The following is a 333-nucleotide window of genomic DNA, read 5'->3' on the forward strand; positions in this document are numbered from 1 at the left end:
TCGATGGATCGCTTCATCAAGCTGGAGAAGAACGACTTCATCGGCCGCGAGGCGTCCGCCAAGGAGCACGCCGAAGGCCCGAAGCTGCGCCGCGTCTCCTTCATCGTCGATGCAGCCGACGCCGATGTGATGGGCGACGAGCCGATCTGGGCCAAGGTCAGCAAGGACTACGGCACCGTGGAAAAGCCGCATGGCTATGGCGCGCCGCGCTTCGACACCACGGGCAAGGAAGTGCGCGGTTCGCAGGCTGCCGAAGGCGCCTCCGCAGTGCGCGGCATCGCCGATGGCGACTGGCGCGTGGTCGGCTGGGTCACTTCGGGCGGCTATGCGCAC

Annotated in this window: 1 pseudogene; it reads left to right on the forward strand. The window is 67.0% G+C overall.

What is annotated here, in order from left to right:
- Positions 1-333: pseudogene (locus tag EN807_RS33675) on the forward strand (glycine cleavage system protein T); the annotation flags it as partial.

Source organism: Mesorhizobium sp. M5C.F.Ca.ET.164.01.1.1, from assembly GCF_004792125.1.
Classification (GTDB): domain Bacteria; phylum Pseudomonadota; class Alphaproteobacteria; order Rhizobiales; family Rhizobiaceae; genus Mesorhizobium; species Mesorhizobium wenxiniae.